This window comes from Methanobacterium sp. BRmetb2, assembly GCA_003491285.1.
In the GTDB taxonomy this organism is placed as follows: domain Archaea; phylum Methanobacteriota; class Methanobacteria; order Methanobacteriales; family Methanobacteriaceae; genus UBA117.
In genome coordinates this window covers 1,480,764-1,500,000 of sequence record CP022705.1, presented here as the reverse complement: position 1 = coordinate 1,500,000, position 19,237 = coordinate 1,480,764, and the positions used below count along the sequence as shown (strand labels likewise).

Below are 19,237 nucleotides of genomic sequence, written 5' to 3'. Positions count from 1 at the left end.
GATAGTAAAGCTTGTTAAATTAGCAGAAGACGTAGGTTTTGAATACGCGTGGATTACAGACCACTACAACAATAAAAATGTATATGAAACTCTAGCATTAATTGCTGACGGAACTGAAACCATAAAAATGGGTCCTGGTGTAACCAACCCATATGTAAGAAGCCCAGCAATAACTGCATCTGCAGTTGCAACCTTAGACGAATTATCAAATGGAAGAGCAACCCTAGGTATTGGCCCTGGTGACAAAGCTACCTTTGATGCATTAGGAATTGAATGGACTAAACCAGTGTCCACCATCAAAGATGCTATTGTAACCATGAGCACATTAATGTCCGGTGGAAAAACAGCCAGCGGAGCTAACTTAATGGGTGTTAAAACCGTCCAAGAAAAAATCCCAATTTACATGGGAGCCCAAGGCCCAATGATGTTAAAAACTGCCGGAGGATTCTCAGACGGTGCATTAATCAACGCATCAAACCCTAAAGACTTTGAAGCTGCTGTGCCACTCATAAAAGAAGGAGCAGAAGCAGAAGGTAAATCTTTAGCAGATATAGATGTTGCAGCATATACTTGCTGTTCCATTGACGCTGATGCTGCCAACGCATTAAACGCAGCAAAAATCGTTGTTGCATTCATCGCAGCTGGATCCCCACCACCAGTCTTCGAAAGACACGGTTTAGCACCTGACACTGGAGCTAAATTTGGAGAATTCTTAGGTAAAGGTGACTTCGGTGGAGCAATCGGAGCTGTTACTGACGAATTAATGGATGCATTCTCAGTTGTAGGAACCCCAGATGACTTCGTACCAAAAATTGAAGCTCTCGGAGAAATGGGTGTAACCCAATACGTTGCTGGTTCACCAATTGGTCCTGACAAAGAAAAATCCATTAAACTCCTTGGAGAAGTAATTAGCGCATTCTAATTCTCCAAAATTCTTTATTTTTTTATTTTATTTCTGATTCTAAATCTTATTCTAAAAAAAATCCCAATTCTATATTATTAAACTTATTCTTCAATTTTATAACTAAAAAAAAGTTATAATGTAAACGCTTTTTATGAAAATAAACCAAAGATATATATCAATTTAATTATTCATTATTTTAAAATTGGAAGTTGAAAAAAATTGGAAGTTAAAATTTTCTAGTATTTAAACTATATTTAATCAGGCAAAACTATGGAAATACAAAAATTAATGAGAGAAGTTAGGGAAAACGCCCTTAAAAAAATGGAACCCAGATCACCATACAAACTGGCCCCTAACTGGTCCCAGGAGGATCTCCTATATTCCGGAATTGGAAAAGCAATTTTCATAATTCTACCAACAAAAGGTTGTTCATGGGCACTTTCTTCTTCAGGTGGATGTACCATGTGCAGTTACATTGCTGATTCTGTACTGGAACCTGTCTCTGCAGATGTTTTAATAGATATCTTTAAAAATGCATTAAAAAGACATGAACTCAGTGAAAAGACTGTGGTGAAAATTTTTACATCGGGAAGTTTCCTAAATGAAGAGGAATTCCCCCCAGAAGCCCGGGCCGAAATCTTAGAAATATTAGGAAAGGAAGAACATGTCGAAGAAGTGGTTGTTGAATCCCGGCCAGAATATGTAAATCGTGACGTGCTTATAGAATGCTGTGAAATTTTAGGGGATAAAATATTTGAGGTGAGCCTAGGTTTGGAAAGTGCAAATGATAAAATCCGACGAGAAAAAATTAATAAAGGATTCTCCAGGAAAGAATTTGAAGAAGCTGTAAATACCATTAAATATCTGAAAACAGATTACAAGTTAAAATCCAAGGCTTATTTATTTGTTAAACCAATATTAACTTCAGAAAAAGAAGCTGTAGAAGATGCGATTCAATCAGCGGTTTATGCTGAGAAGGTGGGTGTGGATCGAATTTCTTTTTGTCCAGCAACTATCCACAAGGGGACATTAATGGAAATATTATGGAGAAGAGGATCGTATAAACCACCATGGATCTGGAGTATTGTAAAAATAATTAACCAAGTCCGCAGTTTAGTTAAAATACCTGTTATAATGGACACATCAGGGTTTGGAACTCGAAGAGGTCCATTTAATTGTAAGAAATGCAATAAAAAGTTTAAAAATAAAATTATTGAATCAAATCTCAATCAATCATTGGTTGAAGAAATTGATTGTAGTTGTAAAGATTTATGGCAAGCAGATCTCGAATTTTCTGAAATAAACAGGTCCACTACTAACTTAATTTAAAATATTAATTTACATTTAATAGTTGCCAATAAAATTTATTAAAAATTTAAATAGTTACTATTAATTTTTTGATCTGCTATTTTTTTCTAAACTGTACAATTTATTAATTTGGTATAGAAATCTAGATCTAGATAAATGATTTAAAAAATTAATATTGATATTTTTTCTAAAAAACTTGTATAAATTGGTTTAAAATGATAAATAATAATGAATCAATATCCAAAAATAATGAGGATATTATTAATAAGGAAAAAATAACTCCTCCAGAAATACTTGAATTTTTAACTGAATTAGGTAAAGCTTTAACATCCGCAGGTACTCCAGTAATTTATATTCAATCTACTCTTACCAGAATATCAGAAGCCAATGGTGTTAAGTCAGATATTATAGTTTTTCCTACATTTATAATAATAAAGATTGGTGAAAAAGAATCAGAACCTTTAACCGCAGCTAATCAAACGCCAGGGATATTACCATTGGATCAGGTTTCCAGAATTTATGAATTAATACACAAAGCAGAAGCATCCGAAATATCTCCCCTAGAAGGAACTATACAATTAAAGAAAATTCTAACCAAAAAATCTGAATCAAATAAATTGAAGATTTTAACTGGCTATATTTTATTTTCATTAGGACTGGGAATGCTCCTAATCCCTACACCTAATCAATTTATTTTTTCAGGCATTCTAGAGCCATAATTGGGGTTCTAATCATTTGGTCAAAAAAACCGAAATTTTCGTTAATACTACCAGTTATTGCTGCATTCATAGTTTCGAGTATATTTTTTCTGCTGTGAAACAGGGCTTACTCCAAGGTTCCATTATTATGCTTATACCTTCCCTGGCATATTTCCTGCCAGGTTCAACCTTAGCCAATGGAATGTTTGAACTTGCATCGGGAGGAATTATATCCGGTGCAAGTAGACTAATTTACGGAGTTACAATATTATTGCTTTTACTACTTTTTGGCGTTTTAGTGGGTATACAACTAGTAGGATTACCAGAAGAAAGTTATTTTGTTACAACATCCCTGATTACACTTGAATGGTGGGTGCCTATTCTTGGAATTTTAATATTTTCCCTAGGTATGTATTTATTCATGTTTATCCGCAGAATAGATATGCCGGGAGTTTTAATAGTTTTAGCCATAACATTTCTAGGTCAGCAGGCAGGCAACTATTTATTGGGTGGACTTTTCGGTGCTTTTTTAGGTTCAACACTAATGACGATAAGTGGAACACTTATAGAAAGATCAAAACTTCAAACTCCATATTCTGCATCTATATTACCTGCTTTCTGGATACTAGTCCCGGGATCGCTTGGTTTCATTAGTTTAGCCACTCTTTTTGGGCAAAATTATTTAAATGCTATAAGTAATATGATGCTGGTAGTTATGACACTGGTAGCTATTTCATTGGGTTTACTGATAGGGGCAGTTATAGCTGAACCTTTGAATCCATCAATTCGTGACAAAATTAGTAATAAATATAAATTTATTAAAATTAAATGATTTATTCTTAACATTCCTAAATAATATTATCAAATAGATACAATATCATAATTATAAAAACCATAATTCGGTTAAAAATTCATGAAAACAGAACAAATGACAAATTAAATATTGGTTACTACATTATAATATTAACACGTACTTATGTGCACTTTATCCCCATTTCGGATATAAATACTTGGTTTTTTGTATTATTTATCTATTTTTTAAATTGAATGATATGAAAAATAAAAAATAGTTCATTTTTGTTTTGTGTAAATAATAAAAATATTTTGATAAACAATAAAAAAACACATTACTAAAAGATTTATTTGTAGTGATGAGAAAGGTATTGTTTGAAAAAAGAGGTAATTATAGTTGATAGGAATTATCACATACGTATGTGTACTTTATCCTCATTTTTGATGTAAAAACATTGCTTTTTTATTACCCCTATAAGCACATAGATTTAGAAACAACTATATATTACGGTGTGATATAATTTACATTAGTACTCATTGATATGGTCAATGTTAAACTGTCGGATATTAAAATTTTCCTACTATCCATAATAACTCTTCAAAAGAGCTATTGGACATATTCGTTGATGACTTAACTATGATTCTAATTAAAAAAATGGTCTCTTTAACTTAATCTAGTGTACTTAATTTAATTTTAATGAAAATTAAGGACGTGATGGTTTGGAAAGAAAAGGATTTATTAGCAGATTTAAAAGACTTTCAGCACCCACAGGAAAACCTTTATGGGGCCATGCATTCAGAGCAGTAGGCTTAGCTATTTTAAGTGTTATTATAGCTTATTTTATTGGTTTAAGGCAAGGCATAGAAATTATTTTTATGGTAGTTTTATTTGCATCTGTTCTAATGGATCAAGCAATTCCATTCCGGAAGGCTGTTACTTTTTCAGTTATTGGATTTATTTTAATGTCTTTGGCATTTGTAAGTGCTTCAGTAGCACATATGTTTGGATTACCATTTTTCATAGTTTTGACTATAATATGGTCTTTTTTCCCATTTACACTGTATATATTTGGAAAGGCTGAGGGATTATTTGGGTATCTGATTTTTATTTCATATTATACAGCAACGATCCTTATAAAAAGTAGTACAAATGTTTTTGATTTGATTATTTATGTTTTATTTGCTTATCTTATAGCTTCGATACTTCTTTTATGGAAATTTATTCAAAGAGATAATTATAAAATGAAAATGGTTGCATCAGGGTTTGATCCTAGCACATCTATAAACAAAATAGGTTCAATAAGACGCAATTTAGCAGGAGTTCCTATTAATGAATCGTATCATCACCTATTTGATTATGGATTGTATTTGACAGGACTTCGAAATTATGGAAGAACGGTTCAGTCAAGACTTACAGGTAAAGTAGCAGTTTTATTTGAGAATTTTCTTAATGAATCTAATTCTGTTAGTAGCGCTATAGCAGATCATATAGCAAATAAAAAAGGAGAAGTTAATCTTAAAAATGTTAAATCAAATTTAAAAGAGTTAAATTTATACGTGGATGAAAAGGGTGATAAATCAATAAAATTTTTAGCAGATAATTTTATAAAGTTTTTTGAAGATTCAAACCGGATACTTTCCAGCCCTATAAATCAAAATGAAGAGGAAACTGTTAAAATCACCATTCTAAATAAGATGTCATTTAAACAGGTAATAACATCTAGATTTAATCTGGATTCATTATACATACGTCATGCATTAAGATTTACAATTGCAATGGTAATAACACTATCTTTTGTGTTCATCGACCATTCAAGAGATCCAGCTTGGATTGCTATGGGTGTTCTTATAGTACTCAAACCTGATGTTACAAGCACGTGGGATAACATGATTACTAGGGTTTCATTCAATCTCTTCGCAGTCATATTAGCTATAATTTTAGCCTTCATTTTCCCACATTATATGCTACTGATATTTGCATTAGTGGCACTTTTTTTATTCAGAGCATTTTTACCCAATTATATTGGTCTTTCGATCCTGGCAGTAAGTGTTTTTACAGTTTTTGTTTGGCCACAGGGTGAAGTGATTAATAATGCTGCTGCTAGGATAATAGACATCTTTATTGGTGCAATTGTATCTATTATACTTGTTTATGGTGTACTACCAAAGAGATTAATGATAAATTTACCTAATCAGGTATTTAAGGTTTTAAAAGCAAATCAAGAATATTCTGTGCTTATTTTATCCGGAAATTATGATAATAAAGCTGCAACTTCAAAGCTTGAAACATCATTATTAGAATATAATAACCTTGAATCATCATTAAAAAAGGTTCAAGATTCATTTAAAGATGTTTCCAATGATCTTAAAATTTATGAAGAAATATCTGGTGCATGTTACAATCTTACTGAAGATATTTCCGCAATTGTAGGTTATGAACATGAGATTTCTAAACTGGATTTCTCTCCTCTTAAAGATTTAAGTTCTAAAATTCTTGACATATTTGAAATTGCAATTAAAAGAAATGAGATACCGGAAGAACTACCAGATATGCATATTTACAATGAGATAATTTCTAAAAATCTTCAAGAACATGAAGAAATTAAACAATATTTTGAATGGATAGTTTCTGATATCTATCTAATACATTATTTGATTAAAGAAGCAGTAGAAACAGGAGCACTCGATAGATACAAAGATATGAATCAATAAAAATTAATAAATAATTGCCCACTTAAAAGAAGAGTTAAAAGATATTTAATAAGTGGTAACTGTCGAGTTATGATAAGAAGCAAACAACATCAGATTATTATTAATTTCTTAATAAACCGAGCAAGTGATAGATAAAATGAATAAACGTTCTTTTGCGATTTTTTGTTGTTATAAATGTGCAATAGCCAGTATAATTTTAAAAAAGTCGTTCTGTGCTTAATTTCCACTTTAAAGCATGATAGTGTTCAATTAAGCAAGCAATACAACAATTATAAAAAAAATTTTGGATAATATCAATATAAAATTGATAGTATAAGGCGGAAGAGTGCAGAAATTGATATAAAAAAGAAATAATAGTTTAATTCTTAAATGATTTGCAAAAGGTGAGTATTTTTTGATAGGAATAAGCGCTGATTTTGACCCTGTACACAAAGGTCATGTTAAATTAATAGAAAAAGGAAGAGAAATTGCCGATAAAAAAGACGAAGAAGTAGTAATATATCTAAATAAAGATTTCAGTGCCAATCATGCTCCCTTCTTTGTAGATTACGAAGCCCGATCCAGAATGGCTCTCGATGCCGGAGCAGATAGAGTAGTTCCCATTGAAGGCTTACATCATAGACTTACCCTTGCCTATACAGTTCCCATCAGAATTGCCATGATGATCGAAGATGGAGTAGTGGATTATGTGGATGCCGCAGATGTTTCAACCACCAAGATCCATAAATATGCATCTTCTTTTGCCAGTAAAGGAATTTTCAGTGGAATACCCCGAAATCTTCCAAATCGTAATGTAATACGCTGGTTTGCAGTTAACGAATTTTTAAAAGGAAAATACAAAAGAAAAATGAAATTCCATATAATCCCTGAGGAGAAGATGGATGGAAAAATTTCCGGCAGAGAAATCAGAAAACAAATTATAGAGAATAATTTCAGAATACCCGATGATGTAAAAAAAGTGCTACCTGATTCTACAATAGAAATTCTTGAAGACGAAATTGAAAAGGGAAACGTTCCTGGAAAACGTAACCAGGACGTTTTAATGAGACGTTTAAATAATTATTCGCGTTCTAAATTACTTAAAATTGCCCATTTAAATGCTGATGCTATTGAAGCTATCATCAAAGGTAGAAAGTATAGGAAAGAAAGTCAGGTATGGAGTTCATTGCGTATGGCTGGTTATGGGCCTGTTTTAACTCGTCTGGCTTTAAGCGCCGTGGAGGAGAAGGTCACCAGGTTAGAGGTTTTGGAACTATTAAAAAAATATGAAAAGGATGGCATAATCCCACCTGACCAGACCATAAAACAGGTAATTGAAAGGGCCTGGTATGTGGCTTATAATGTTTCAAAAGGAGTTAAGTCATCTGATGCACATAAAAAGTTTAGGAAAGGGGGCACAATATCCCAAGCTCCGCCTTATATTGTTGAAGGAGGTTTACATCTTAGAAGTTTTGAATTGGCCAGCTTAGAAGATAAAATGGATGCTTCCATTTATGTGGATAAAAATGGCGTCTTATGTTGTGAGATCAAAGCACCTGATCGTAAAATTAAAAGTCCTCTACGATTACCGGCTGTACATGCAACATATTTAAGATTTATAATAGATTCTCATTTTATACCATTAGAAGCACAGCTTTCTAAGAAAAAAAGAGGGTGGAGAATAATAATCACGGTGATAGAATAAGAGAATAATGATTACCGTGGTAAAATAATTGAGATGAAACAATTTTGAGATGAAATTATTTATTTTTAGAATTTTCAGTTAACCACAAGAAAAATTTTCCAACTTCATCAACATTGTCTACCCCGTAATCTGCATGATCCATCACATATGGTGGAACTTCCATAGACTTGACTGCAATTGCTGCACCATCAACTTTATTTAATGAAACGAGTTCTTTAATTTTATCAAAGGCATCCACATCAGTTATATCATCGCCCAAGTATATGACTTTTTTAAGATTATTGTCTGATACAATTTTCTCAAGGATAGAACCTTTATTAAAGGCAATCGGAGGTCTTAACTCCACCAATTTACGACCCTCAGTAACTTTAAGGTCCTTTTGTTCAAGTTTTTTCAAGCAGTCCAAAATGATCTTTCGAGTTTTTTCACTATCTTCACACTGCCTGTAATGAATAGAAAAACAAACTCCCTTTTCTTCCAAAAGAATTCCAGGAATTCTACAGATATCCCCGTTTTGAATCTTTTCAATTGCTTCTTTTAGTTGAGGAAGTATTTTCACAACGTCCGGCTCAATGTATCTTTTTCCATCTTTTAAATATTCCAGCCCATGGTTGCCTACGTACAAAATCCCATCAATATCCAGCATCCGTTGAGCGTCCTCTACACTTCGGCCACTTACAACTGCCACTAATTTAAATTTTTTTACAAGTTTTGAAATTGAATCTTTAATTAAAGGTTCAACAACTGCTTCATCGGGAGTAGGGGCAATTTTACTTATGGTTCCATCGATATCAGTTATAATCCCAGTTTTAGGATCATCCTTAAAAGTTGTAAACGCATCTAAATTTTTAAAAACCATCTTAGACCTGCGCAAAAAATCAGCTCAATAAAATTTTTGTTTACTAATATTAGAAAAATTAAGCCTATAATATTATTTCTTATAATGCCTGTGTTCAACCTCAGGACATATCCAATCCCTACAGTAGGTCATTACCACCGTATCCTTATCTGTAATAATGTAAACTCTCCAACAGTCGTTATTCTGTTTTTTGAATTTAATATCTGTTACTTTCCTGCCAATAAGATGTTTAAAGGCTTCTTGACATTCCTTTATATGCTCTTCCATTTTCATGAAATCACAACCATGATAAGGATCAACATTGTGATGAACTACCGATATTTATTATGATTTTAAAATTTAATAAACATTTCGAAGAAAATTCATAATTTCATTAATAATTGGAAATAGGACTTAAATTAATTAATTAAAGTTAAAATCAGATTAAACGGATTCATATAAATAAAAATAATTTTTAATAATCATTTTTCGCTCAAATTCTTCTTTAATTTGTTGAAGATTTCCTGATAATCTTCAGGACGTTTTTTGAAATGATCAAAATTATTGTCAAGATTTTCATAAAATTCAAGGGTTGCTCTACTCATTAAAAGATCATTTGAATCAGATAAAAATTGGACTATCTCTTCCATTTCTTGCAAACGTCTATTGGAGTGATAAGCACTACTAATTATTCTGGATTTGGATGAATCTTTAAATTCCGGACATTCCGTCCTTGAAATGAATTCTAAAACTTTTTCTTCTAGCCCCATTTTATAGGCGGCAAACATGGTTTCAAAAAGTAGTGCAGCAATACCTTTTGTAAAAGAGCTTCTAAGCAACTTTATGGAAGATGCCTGCCCTACTTCATCGCCTATAACTTCAATGTTCATCCCATAATCATTAAGTTTTGCAAATTCATGGGAATGTTTACCAGAAGCTATTATTGGGGTTTTTAATCCTGATCTTATGCTGCCGATGATTGCAGCGTCCACTACTTTGCAATTAATGAGAAATTTTGAACATTTTTTCACTGTATATGGTGCAACATTATTTAGATCAACATAAATTCCCTTAAAATTTCCTTCAATCTCCTGGGCAACATTTACAGCCTGACCAGGTACTACTGTGGAGAGTAACATGTCTGAATTTTTGGCTAATTCCGCATTAGAGTCAAATAAATTCACTCCAATTTCTTCGGCTTTTAACACTGTTTTTGAGCTTCTTCCAGTTATACAGGTTGAAACTTCAACCCCATGTTCTAGCAGTCCTTTTGCTAATGTTGATGCAACTTCTCCAAATCCTAAAAATCCAATTTTCACTTAAACCACCATATATCTATGTAAAACTATTTCAGAAATATAGTATCCCCCAAAGACTCAGGATAAGATATAATCCTGCTATAAATATTATGATTCCCGATATTCTCCTTATCCAATCAGAATATTTGATTATCTTTTTTAAATCAATTTTGGAAGTTAAAAACGCTATAATCAGTAATGTCAGAGAAAATCCTGCGGTAAACAGCATCAAATTAAAGGTTGTGTAGATTAAATTTCCAGTGGAGACATTATACGCAATCAATGCAATCAGATACGTGCCGTAACATGGTGCCCATGCAACTGAGGTTAAAAAACCCATCATCAACGATGAAAAAGGATATTTATCTGTTTTGGGCGAATTTGAAATCTGAAATACACTTTTATTTATAATTAAAAAAATTCCAACCACCATTATAATAATCGATGCAAGAATTCTGAAATAAAATAAGTAGTAATTTATTGCTGCAGTAAATACTGCGGTTAATACAATTATCAACGTAAAAATCAGATAGAAACCAATTATAAATGTTATTATATCTGATTTTTTTTGATTTATCAAAGAGTGTCCTATTACAATGGGGATAACTGGTAGAATACATGGAGACAATATTGATGCTATTCCTGCTAGAAATGAAAGTAAAGGTCCTATATCCATTTTATTCCCTTTTCAATTTAATTAGACTTAACTTTTTGTATAAAGTAAGGATATGAACTAAAATCTAATTAGATAAAGTTTAGAAATTGATCTGGAGGAAAATATCCTTCTTGTCGTCTTACTTCTTGTCCCTCAGAATCAATGATTACTATTGTTGGAACTGAATATATTTGGTACTTGGATGCAAGTTCAGGATTAGTATCAATATCTACTTTCAACAAAACATAATTCTGATTAAGTTTTTCTTTAACTTTAGCATCTGAGAACGTGTCTTGGTCAAGTTGTTGGCAAGCTCCACACCAATCTGCGTAAAAATCTATTAAAACCTGCTTATTTTCTTGTTTAGCCTCACTTAAAGCTGAATTAAAATTAGTATTCCAATTTAAATCAGATGTACTCTGAACAGGATCATTATTATTCTGGGCATTAAAAATAGCAAAAGCACCTATAACCAAGCAGACTATTACTGCAATTATGAGTAACCGTTTCATATTTTCAACTAGTTTTTGAAGTTATTTAAATTTTTATTTGTAAGTAAACTGTCTGATACTATAACATTATAACATCAAGATAACATTATCCCCCATGTTTACACCAATATCTTTAGCAACCGGATTACATTTGGCATTTAATAAGCAGAAAATAGGTTTATCACTTTCCAGTTCCGTTAATCCTTCATAATTTCCCAACCCCTTTGCAATGATCATGTCTGCATTATTAAATATTTCTTTAAATTCTTCAGAGGTTTCAGGGTAAATAATGCCTATGGAATCCGTGCCAATAGATTTAAGATCAGCAAATTCACCCAGTCCAATTTTAAGGGCGTCTTCGACGCAGGCATCATTTAAGATTGGTTTTTCCTTTAATGCAACAGTAATGTTTACATCATAGTCTTTGAGCTTCTTTATTAATATTTTATCAAATATAATTTCTCCAACATTGTCAGCTAGATAGAGGACATTCTTGGCATTTTTCAAAGCCGATTCAAGTTTATCAACATGATTCACGGCCAACCCATTGTGCATGGTTTTATTAATTAAGGCCTCTGTGTCCATATCCACCCCTAAAGCACCAAAATCCAATAGATTACCAATAATTGATGCTTTTATATAACTTTCCAGATCATCTTCAGTTTTTACAGCTTCCTTTATAACTGGAAGGTATTTCATTGCTATATCATTACATATCTCCCTTTCATTTTGGTAGGGATCATTGTTATTGGTTCTATTTTTGATTAATCTGTGAATTTCAGTCCCAATAACATTATTTACTGCCTTATCATGGAATTTACTGCATAAAACTTTTGTTATGTCAGTAGTCACATCCATTTTTAATGATTCATCTGATGTTGCAAGGTCCAGTGCCTCACGGGCTTGTCTTAAGAAACATGATGCGCATTCATAATATACTTTCATAATAATAAAACTCCTTTTTGTTATAATTAAATTATTATTAGTTAATATGACTTTTTTAAACTAATTTAAAGGGAAGTAAGGGGAATTGGAGATAGACAAAGTATAAAAACTATTAAAGTCACCACTGCTAAAATTTTCCGTCTTTTTGTTAGTTTGGTGACGTGATCCAATGCCCCAGGATGTTTTTTTGACCAAAACATAATTATAATCATTAACACTCCCATGGGAATCCATCCTAAAAGGAATGTTACTGCTATTCCCACATAGGATATGTATCTGTGAACCTTCTCACTGAAAAGAGATCGAGATATATGTCCACCATCCAAAAATGCTACGGGCATTAAATTAAGCATGGTTATAACAATACCCACCCATCCAGCAAATGCCACGGGATGTAGACTTACCATGTAACCATAGGGTACTTCTGGAAATATGAAATTAGCAATTAATCCCATTAAGATAGAGGGCATGAACACTATCGTATCTTTTTGCATTGGAACCAATGTTGAGAGATAAATACCTATGATGAGCACGGGTATGGTTATGACAATCCCTACTAAAGGGCCGCTTACACCTAAATCAAAAAGTGCATTTTTATTGGGGATGGGTGATTTAACATTAATAACAGCTCCAAATGTGCCGATCAAAGTAGGGGCTGGTATGAAATAAGGTAATGTTGCTTTTACACCGTGTTTTTTCGCAGCCAGGTAATGTGCAGTTTCATGGCCACCAATAATACTCATGATGGCTATGGAAAAGGCAATTCCATCAATTAATTTACCTCCTCCAAAGAAGTACCCTGCAAAAACAGTAGTTATGATGGTAACAATTAAAAGGGCTATGTTAATGTTAGTATTAGATTTTCCATGTTTTCTTTTTTTGAAAACATTTATCTCATAAAAATTACCCTTTTCTTTTAAAAAAGGAACATATCCCATTTTATCAAGTTCATCCACAAGATTTTCAAATGATTTTGGATCATAATTATAGATGGTAAAATAAAATGATTTATCATCCATATAATAATCTTTTACCGTAAAATAGTTGGATATATGTTCTTTTATTATATTTAAAAGCCCAAAATTTTCCACTTATCCACTTCCAAAGTTTAAAGCAAAGTTAAACATTTTTCTTACTGATAATAAGCTTTAGGTTGTTGTTAAAATAGGAATAATAGTTAACCATCATATATATTTTGTTAGGGTATCCATGATAATTAACCGCCGTATATAACTTTTATAACTTCAATGATATCATCATCTTCAATTAGCTCATCTTCCATTACAATTTCATTATTTTTCTTTACTACCACTGTTTCAGATGGCATGTCCATGTCATCTAATAATTCTTTAATGGTTTTATTCTGTGAGTAATCTTTTGATTCTTCCTTATCCCCAATAATTAGCGTAATTTTCATTTATTATCCTCCAGCTCCTTACAAAATATACATGCACGACACAGGTCATGTGCTGCAGGTTCTCCACAGTTCAAACATCGGCCCATTTCATAATCTCGAGCGAATTCCTTTTTTAATACTGGTCTAATCTTATCAAATCCACGTAAAGTAGAATACATAATAGTTGGACGATCGACTGATAATTCCTTTATAAATTTACCAATTTCTGCTCGGAAAGAATCACTTGAGTAGGGACAGCTTGCAAAGTGCACTTCCAACTCTTTGGCCACCACATATAATCCCACTTCTTTTTCTGGAATTTCTCGAAGAGGTTTAACCTTAACCACAAATTGGCTAGTTTTAGCCTCTGATTTTGGGCCTATACGGGTTAGATTATCTATATTGCCCTCTAAATAATTCATAAGAATAGCCTGTGTTTCATCATCCAGATTGTGGCCAGTGGCCAGTTTAGTTGCATTTTCATCTTTGGCTGCTTGATTTAGGATCCACCGCCTAAACACCCCACAATAGGTGCATGCCCCTCTTGAAATTTCTCTTGATGATTGTTTATTCATGATTTCATCAAGGGTTGTGCCTAAATAATCCTTAAAGGTTACAATTTTATGTTGTATTCCCAATTTTTTAGCATTACTTGCAGCAATTCTAACTCCATCTTCACGATAGCCTTTGATCCCCTCATCTATGGTTACCGCTGTAAGGTTAATTATTTCTCTCTCATAAAGAGAATTAAGGATATCCAACACCATAACACTATCTTTACCTCCAGATAATGCTACGGTAACTTTATCTCCCTTTTTTATGAGTTTATATTTTCTAATATTCTTTAATACTTTTTCTGTGGTGGTTCGAATAAAACATTCTTTGCAGAGAACCTGTCCTGAATATTTTTTTTCGATAATAACTTGGGGATTACCACATTTAGTGCAAATTTTCATTTTCATCTCCAAAAGTTAGGATAATCGCAAATAATTAGATTCTGATTTTAAATTTTAATAAAATTCACGTAATAATAAATATGTATATTCATTCTAAATTTATTTTTTTAAACAGCTCAAAATCTTGAACATAATTTTTTTGGGTAATTAATGCTATTTCTGCTTTTTCAAGTTCCGCTCCCAAATATAATGCGTGTTCCATCCTTGAAACTAGATTTAATTTTAATATTTCATCATAAACATGTTTTGCAGTCGGGCCGATTACAGCTAGATCTGGCTGGGATTTTTTATAGTGTACTGCCTTGATTTTATCGGATTCTATCATTATCTTAAAACTGCCTGCTGGATCCTGTACAAAGTTAGTATCCAATTGACCTTCTACCAGGGGGACATCAAATTCTTCAGTTATTTCCTCTCCTTTACGCTTATCCTTGAATACCACAAGATTAATCCCAAGATCTTTAGGTATGGAACCTCGATTTTTAGCTAAAAACATCATCTTTGATGAGACTGAAAGTTCAAAAACACTTCCCAATGTTTTTCCACTTTCTTCTGGTGTAAATAATACACTTGCACCTAATTCCATGGCTATTCCAGAAAGTAGTGCATTTACACCCACAGAATCCGTATCCAAAAGTTCAGTCACATTACCTATTCCAAAAAATAGGGGATCTTTGTTTTTTTGTTTAAAATTATGGCAGGAGATTATAGAATCTACAATACTACTGCTGTTAATTGGATCAAGAACTAAATCGGCAATTACATCAATTTTTTTACACCTTTTCCTTAACTCTTCTAAGGATTCCACCCTTTCATCAACAGTTTCCGGCACCCAACCTTTTTTATAATCCGTGGGTAAAAGTACTGCAGGAATGTTTTTCTCCTCGATAAAAGGTAAAACATGGTCACAGTTACCATGATCAACACTCAAAACCATGTCCACCCCGGATTCCACTGCAACTTCTATTTCTAACGGATTTAATGTATCGATACTTATTGGAACAGATCCCAACTCCTTTTTTAAAATTTGTACCATGGAAGGAATTTTATCTTGTAGGTTTTCTCCAGCCACCATTCCAATGTCAACCATCTCTGCACCATTTTTTACGAAATATCTGGCTCTATCCACAAGATCCTTCTTGCTTAGTAATGGTGCGTTGGCTATCTCTGCAAGAACCCGCATAGGGAAATCTTCACCTACAGGAAGTTTTCCCACCAAGATATTTTCAGGTTTTTTCAGTAACTTTGCCCTATTTTTTGTATCATTTTCAAAATTTTCTATAAATTCCAGTGCCTGCTTTCGAAGTTCATCTTCAATTAATTTGTCTGCAGGAGTTTTTGTTGATAAATCTAATTTTTCTACAAGATCTAAAACAATTTTGAGATCTGCAGCATCTTTAGGGCCTTTAAATGTGGGAATACCCATTTTTTCTCTTACGTGATCAACATCTTTTCTTATAAGGCCCGGCGTTAATAATATATCAATGGATTCAAGGAGATGATCATTTAATTTTTCAAGTTCCCCTACTATTTTTTGTGGGGTTAAAAAAGCCGCTATTGGAGTATTAACCGTGTGAACATGCACATTTTGGTTTGATTGAGATGATACTTTTTTTACAAGATTACTTGCAAGTTTTGCCGTGATTATTAGTACTTCCATACTATACCTCTATATTAGATCATGTAACCAACATGTATATATATTACAAATTTATAATGATTAACTATGAGGAATGGAGGTAAATAAATGATCGAAATCCGATTTCATGGACGCGGTGGACAAGGAGCTGTTACAGCTGCCGAGATATTAGCAAAGGCAGCCTTCGAAGATGGAAAATACTGTCAAGCATTTCCATTCTTCGGTGTTGAAAGAAGAGGCGCACCAGTCATGGCGTTTTCAAGAATTGATGATAAACCAATAACTAAAAGATATCAAGTTTATAAACCTGATTATGTTATCGTATTAGACGAAGGACTTTTAGAAGTCGTCGATGTATTTGCTGGACTAAAACAAGAAGGTACTGTTATTATAAATACTATAAATGGGCTTGATTTAAAGGAAGGCATAGATGTTCATAGTATTGATGCAACGGAAATAGCACTAGACAAATTGGGGGTCCCAATAGTTAACACGGTGATGTTAGGCGCCTTTGCCGGTGCAACTAGTGAAGTTTCATTAGATTCCCTTTTAAAAATAATTAAAGAGACTTTCCCTGGGAAAATAGGAGAAAAAAATGCTGAAGCTACCAAAGTAGCTTTTGATAAAGTTAAATAATATTAAGGTGATTTCATGGCAATAGGAGCAACTGTTAAAGAACCAGGAAGCACTCGAGTAAACAAAACAGGCAGTTGGAGGACATTTAAACCAATTTTAGATAAAGATCAGTGTATCGACTGCGAAAACTGTATCCTGTTTTGTCCTGAGGGTTGTATAAATAAAGAACATGATATTGATTATGATTACTGTAAAGGATGCGGGATATGTGCAGAAGAATGTCCTGTTAAAGCAATAAAAATGGAGCGAGAATAGGAGAGATATCAATGGTACTTAAAGTTATTTCTACAAACCAAGCAATAGCTGAAGCAGTAAATCTAGCAAAACCAAATGTTATTCCCGTTTATCCCATTACTCCTCAAACATCTATATCTGAATACTTAGCCAAATTTGTGGCTGATGGGATATTAAAAACAGAATACATACGCGTTGAATCTGAACACAGCGCCATTAGTGCTTGTGTTGGAGCATGCAGCACAGGAGTCAGAGTTTTCACAGCAACATCTTCTCAGGGTTTAGCTTTAATGCACGAGATTTTGTTTGCTGCTGCGGGTATGAGAAACCCAATAGTAATGGCCAATGCAAACAGAGCATTATCAGCACCATTAAGCATCTGGAACGATCATCAAGATTCTATATCAGAAAGAGATGGTGGATGGATGCAGACCTATGTTGAAAGTGGACAGGAAGCACTGGATGCTGTCTTAATATCATACAAAGTTTCTGAAAACAATGATGTGCTGCTACCAAGCATGGTATGTTTAGATGGATTTATATTAACTCATACAGTTGAACCAGTAGATATACCTTCTCATGAAGAAGTAGATGCATTTTTACCACCTTATAAACCAGAACATGAATTTCTGGATCCAGAAAAACCTATGTCCATTGGTACATTTACTGATCCGAATTATTATATGGAAGCCCGTTATGAGATGCAAGTGGCAATGGAAAAATCCAAAGACGTAATAAAAAAAGTTAATAAGGAATTTGAAGAAGCATTTGGAAGAAAATATGACTTTGTTGAAAGTTACAGATGTGAAGATGCTGAAATAATATTTGTTGCCATGGGATCTCTTTGCAGTACTATAAGATATGTTGTAGATAAATTAAGAGAAAAGGGCGAAAAAGTTGGACTTTTAAAAGTACGAGTATTCCGACCCTTCCCTGACAAAGAAATTTATGAAGCTTTGAAAAATGCTGATAAAATAGCAGTTTTGGATAAAAATGTTTCATTTGGAATAGGTGGCGTATTATTTAATGAGATAAAAGCCAAAATGGATGTAGATGCTTATGGATTTATTGTAGGGCTTGGTGGAAGAGATATAACCCCAGATCACATAGTTGAAATAATGAATAAAACCAAAAATCCCACAAAAGATGTCCAGTGGATAGGACTTAAGGAGGAAGTTTAAATGGATATACCTGAAAAAGAATTTTTAGCACCAGGGCACAGAGGATGTGCCGGATGCGGTGCCACAATAGGTGTTAGACTGGCACTTAAAATGCTGGGTAAAAACACCGTGGCAGTATCTGCAACTGGATGTTTAGAGGTCATAACTACACCTTATCCTGAAACAGCATGGGAAATTCCATGGATGCATGTAGCTTTTGAAAACGCAGCAGCAGTAGCATCTGGAGTCGAAAGAGCCCTTAAATCACAAGGTAAAGATGATGTTACTGTAGTAGCATTTGCAGGTGACGGTGGGACTGCAGATATAGGTCTTCAGGCTCTTTCTGGAGCAATGGAAAGAGGTCATAACTTAATTTACATTTGTTACGATAACGAAGCATACATGAATACAGGTATTCAAAGAAGTGGTTCCACACCATATGGTGCTTCAACAACAACCTCACCTCATGGTAAGGAAAGTTTTGGAGAAGATAAACCAAAAAAGAATATACCTATGATCATGGCTGCACATGGAGTGCCTTACGTTGCTACAGCATCCATAGCATACCCAGAAGATTTCATGAAAAAGGTTAAAAAAGCTAAAGAAATTGAAGGGCCCGCCTACATACATCTTCACCAACCATGTACCACTGGTTGGGGTTTCGATCCTTCTAAAACCATAGAAATGGGAAGATTAGCAGTTGACACAGGTTCATGGATATTATATGAAATTGAAGAAGGAAATTTCAGAGTTACTTACAGACCTATCCAGAGAAAACCAGTCAATGAATATTTAGAAGCTCAAAAAAGATTTAAACATCTTGCGGACGAAGAAAAAGAACAAATACAAAAGTATGTAGATAAGTTCTGCGCGGAATTGAAAATATAAGGG

At 33.3% G+C, this 19,237-nt stretch carries 18 protein-coding genes and 1 pseudogene (1 of these 19 running past the window's edge); 9 read left to right on the top strand and 10 right to left on the bottom strand.

The genetic code is table 11. The annotated features are described in order from the left end of the window. The 5 genes and pseudogenes from mer to CIT01_07490 form a co-directional block, all read left to right on the top strand. A protein-coding gene (gene mer, locus CIT01_07510) for a 5,10-methylenetetrahydromethanopterin reductase (protein ID AXV38055.1) crosses the window boundary here: on the top strand, positions 1-922 show its 3' portion. The gene continues 44 nt to the left of window position 1, outside the view; 922 of the gene's 966 nt are visible here — the last part of the coding sequence; its start codon lies beyond the left edge, outside the window; it ends in the stop codon at positions 920-922. A gap of 252 nt (positions 923-1,174) precedes the next feature. Beyond that, positions 1,175-2,233 (top strand): TIGR01210 family radical SAM protein, encoded by a 1,059-nt coding sequence (locus CIT01_07505; protein ID AXV38054.1) that lies wholly within the window; start codon positions 1,175-1,177, stop codon positions 2,231-2,233. Positions 2,234-2,427: 194 nt separating this feature from the next. Then, positions 2,428-3,742: pseudogene (locus CIT01_07500) on the top strand (hypothetical protein). 680 nt (positions 3,743-4,422) lie between these two features. After that, a complete protein-coding gene (locus CIT01_07495; protein AXV38053.1) occupies positions 4,423-6,414 on the top strand; it encodes an FUSC family protein in 1,992 nt (663 codons plus the stop codon). Between the two features lie 394 nt (positions 6,415-6,808). After that, the gene (locus CIT01_07490) at positions 6,809-8,098 is read left to right on the top strand and encodes a cytidyltransferase (GenBank protein ID AXV38052.1); all 1,290 of its coding nucleotides are present in this window, start codon (positions 6,809-6,811) and stop codon (positions 8,096-8,098) included. A gap of 55 nt (positions 8,099-8,153) precedes the next feature. Here CIT01_07490 and otsB read toward each other — a convergent pair whose 3' ends face one another. From otsB to CIT01_07440, 10 genes are all read right to left on the bottom strand, one after another. After that, complete coding sequence (gene otsB, locus CIT01_07485; protein AXV38051.1) at positions 8,154-8,957, bottom strand: trehalose-phosphatase; 804 nt, start codon at positions 8,955-8,957, stop codon at positions 8,154-8,156. A gap of 72 nt (positions 8,958-9,029) precedes the next feature. Beyond that, on the bottom strand, positions 9,030-9,230 hold the full coding sequence (locus tag CIT01_07480; GenBank protein AXV38050.1) for a hypothetical protein: 201 nt from the start codon (positions 9,228-9,230) through the stop codon (positions 9,030-9,032). A 188-nt stretch (positions 9,231-9,418) separates the two neighbouring features. Then, positions 9,419-10,255: a phosphogluconate dehydrogenase gene (locus CIT01_07475; GenBank protein ID AXV38049.1), complete on the bottom strand. Its 837-nt coding sequence runs from the start codon at positions 10,253-10,255 to the stop codon at positions 9,419-9,421. Between the two features lie 31 nt (positions 10,256-10,286). Further along, positions 10,287-10,910, bottom strand: coding sequence for a cytochrome C biogenesis protein (locus tag CIT01_07470; GenBank protein AXV38048.1), 624 nt, complete (start codon positions 10,908-10,910; stop codon positions 10,287-10,289). 68 nt (positions 10,911-10,978) lie between these two features. Continuing rightward, entirely contained in the window at positions 10,979-11,401 is a 423-nt protein-coding gene (locus tag CIT01_07465) for a hypothetical protein (GenBank protein ID AXV38047.1), read from the bottom strand. 66 nt (positions 11,402-11,467) lie between these two features. Then, entirely contained in the window at positions 11,468-12,325 is an 858-nt protein-coding gene (locus CIT01_07460) for a hypothetical protein (GenBank protein AXV38046.1), read from the bottom strand. A 65-nt stretch (positions 12,326-12,390) separates the two neighbouring features. Further along, positions 12,391-13,344 carry a peptidase M50 gene (locus CIT01_07455; protein ID AXV38759.1) on the bottom strand — a complete coding sequence of 318 codons (954 nt, stop codon included), beginning with the start codon at positions 13,342-13,344 and terminating at the stop codon, positions 12,391-12,393. A 197-nt stretch (positions 13,345-13,541) separates the two neighbouring features. Beyond that, the gene (locus CIT01_07450) at positions 13,542-13,742 is read right to left on the bottom strand and encodes a thiamine biosynthesis protein ThiS (GenBank protein ID AXV38045.1); all 201 of its coding nucleotides are present in this window, start codon (positions 13,740-13,742) and stop codon (positions 13,542-13,544) included. Continuing rightward, on the bottom strand, positions 13,739-14,677 hold the full coding sequence (locus CIT01_07445) for a TIGR00269 family protein (protein ID AXV38044.1): 939 nt from the start codon (positions 14,675-14,677) through the stop codon (positions 13,739-13,741). Before CIT01_07445 ends, CIT01_07450 begins: the two co-directional genes overlap by 4 nt. 88 nt (positions 14,678-14,765) lie before the next feature. Continuing rightward, a complete protein-coding gene (locus tag CIT01_07440; GenBank protein AXV38043.1) occupies positions 14,766-16,337 on the bottom strand; it encodes a dihydropteroate synthase in 1,572 nt (523 codons plus the stop codon). Between the two features lie 87 nt (positions 16,338-16,424). Here CIT01_07440 and CIT01_07435 point away from each other — a divergent pair, with 87 nt between their 5' ends. The 4 genes from CIT01_07435 to CIT01_07420 are packed head-to-tail and all read left to right on the top strand — an operon-like array spanning position 16,425 to position 19,234. Beyond that, complete coding sequence (locus CIT01_07435) at positions 16,425-16,952, top strand: pyruvate ferredoxin oxidoreductase (protein ID AXV38042.1); 528 nt, start codon at positions 16,425-16,427, stop codon at positions 16,950-16,952. Between the two features lie 15 nt (positions 16,953-16,967). Further along, positions 16,968-17,207: a pyruvate synthase gene (locus tag CIT01_07430; protein ID AXV38041.1), complete on the top strand. Its 240-nt coding sequence runs from the start codon at positions 16,968-16,970 to the stop codon at positions 17,205-17,207. 11 nt (positions 17,208-17,218) lie between these two features. Further along, positions 17,219-18,367: a pyruvate ferredoxin oxidoreductase gene (gene porA, locus CIT01_07425; protein AXV38040.1), complete on the top strand. Its 1,149-nt coding sequence runs from the start codon at positions 17,219-17,221 to the stop codon at positions 18,365-18,367. Beyond that, entirely contained in the window at positions 18,368-19,234 is an 867-nt protein-coding gene (locus CIT01_07420) for a 2-ketoisovalerate ferredoxin oxidoreductase (GenBank protein ID AXV38039.1), read from the top strand. Positions 19,235-19,237 lie beyond the last annotated feature (3 nt).

Bases quoted from the DNA above. Each gene is read 5' to 3' on its own strand.
- CIT01_07505 (AXV38054.1), top strand. From the start codon at position 1,175: ATGGAAATACAAAAATTAATGAGAGAAGTTAGGGAAAACGCCCTTAAA.
- otsB (AXV38051.1), bottom strand. From the start codon at position 8,957: ATGGTTTTTAAAAATTTAGATGCGTTTACAACTTTTAAGGATGATCCT.
- CIT01_07480 (AXV38050.1), bottom strand. From the start codon at position 9,230: ATGAAAATGGAAGAGCATATAAAGGAATGTCAAGAAGCCTTTAAACAT.
- CIT01_07470 (AXV38048.1), bottom strand. From the start codon at position 10,910: ATGGATATAGGACCTTTACTTTCATTTCTAGCAGGAATAGCATCAATA.
- CIT01_07465 (AXV38047.1), bottom strand. From the start codon at position 11,401: ATGAAACGGTTACTCATAATTGCAGTAATAGTCTGCTTGGTTATAGGT.
- CIT01_07460 (AXV38046.1), bottom strand. From the start codon at position 12,325: ATGAAAGTATATTATGAATGCGCATCATGTTTCTTAAGACAAGCCCGT.
- CIT01_07455 (AXV38759.1), bottom strand. From the start codon at position 13,344: ATGGATGATAAATCATTTTATTTTACCATCTATAATTATGATCCAAAA.
- CIT01_07450 (AXV38045.1), bottom strand. From the start codon at position 13,742: ATGAAAATTACGCTAATTATTGGGGATAAGGAAGAATCAAAAGATTAC.
- CIT01_07445 (AXV38044.1), bottom strand. From the start codon at position 14,677: ATGAAAATTTGCACTAAATGTGGTAATCCCCAAGTTATTATCGAAAAA.
- CIT01_07440 (AXV38043.1), bottom strand. From the start codon at position 16,337: ATGGAAGTACTAATAATCACGGCAAAACTTGCAAGTAATCTTGTAAAA.
- CIT01_07435 (AXV38042.1), top strand. From the start codon at position 16,425: ATGATCGAAATCCGATTTCATGGACGCGGTGGACAAGGAGCTGTTACA.
- CIT01_07430 (AXV38041.1), top strand. From the start codon at position 16,968: ATGGCAATAGGAGCAACTGTTAAAGAACCAGGAAGCACTCGAGTAAAC.
- porA (AXV38040.1), top strand. From the start codon at position 17,219: ATGGTACTTAAAGTTATTTCTACAAACCAAGCAATAGCTGAAGCAGTA.
- CIT01_07420 (AXV38039.1), top strand. From the start codon at position 18,368: ATGGATATACCTGAAAAAGAATTTTTAGCACCAGGGCACAGAGGATGT.